This is a genomic window from Streptococcus oralis (assembly GCF_001578935.1).
Taxonomy (GTDB): Bacteria; Bacillota; Bacilli; order Lactobacillales; family Streptococcaceae; genus Streptococcus; species Streptococcus oralis_R.
The window spans coordinates 661,644-662,374 of sequence record NZ_KQ969521.1; the positions used below are offsets into that span (position 1 = coordinate 661,644).

The 731-nt window shown below is 43.1% G+C and carries 2 protein-coding genes; both read right to left on the bottom strand.

Annotated features, from left to right (window positions below; genetic code table 11):
* Positions 1-256: T7SS effector LXG polymorphic toxin (locus SORDD15_RS03315; RefSeq protein WP_231097619.1), on the bottom strand; the 256-nt coding region annotated here is incomplete at its 3' end.
* A 9-nt stretch (positions 257-265) separates the two neighbouring features.
* A complete protein-coding gene (locus SORDD15_RS03320) occupies positions 266-550 on the bottom strand; it encodes a TIGR04197 family type VII secretion effector (protein WP_061414325.1) in 285 nt (94 codons plus the stop codon).
* Between the last annotated feature and the right edge of the window lie 181 nt (positions 551-731).

Genomic DNA, 731 nt, shown 5'->3' on the forward strand with positions numbered 1-731 from the left:
AGTAACCGTCCTTGTATAGTAGGAGATTGGTTGAGTAGTCATTCATCAGGTTGACCAGAGTCTGAAGGAGAGTCCCATGCACCTCTACTAGGTAGGTGCGCATACTTGAGATGGCCTGACCTTGGAGATTGGTATTATTGATAAAGTCCATCATAGCGGTATTGAGATTATTGATGGCCTCTCCCCAAGCATTCATCGTCTTTTGACTTTCCACTTGAACAGAGGTGATATCATCAAATATTATCTTGTAACTCATGGCACCTCCCTACTGCAAACCAGAAAACAGGTTTTGTCCCAATACTGTATCTGTACGGGCCAACTCTTTTCCTGTAGCTGCCATCAAGGCGATGTCTGTTCCTAATAAGGATGTATAGCTCGTCATCAGCTGACAGAGCTCCTCAAACTGTTCCTGATACAAATCGAGCACCTTGGATTCTGATGTTGTTTTGAAGGTTGGCTTACTCACTCCCGCTAGACTAGCCTGAGCCTTGGTCAAACTACTGATGTGTGAGCCAAACAGAACCTCAGATAATTGAATCGTTCCATACATGACCTTACCCCTCCTTCGTATGTAGTAGCTTCTCGATGAAATTTCCCAGATTGTTAATCTGACTCTGACACCAGCCAATAATGCCATTTTCTTCGTTCTTTTTGTTCTCTAATCTAGTGATTTCATCACAGATGGCATCATAGAAGGTATTCATCTCTGTTTGGAAACTCGTGTAGTCACT

Coding starts and splice junctions, on each gene's coding strand:
- SORDD15_RS03320 (WP_061414325.1), bottom strand. CDS start 550: ATGTATGGAACGATTCAATTATCTGAGGTTCTGTTTGGCTCACACATC.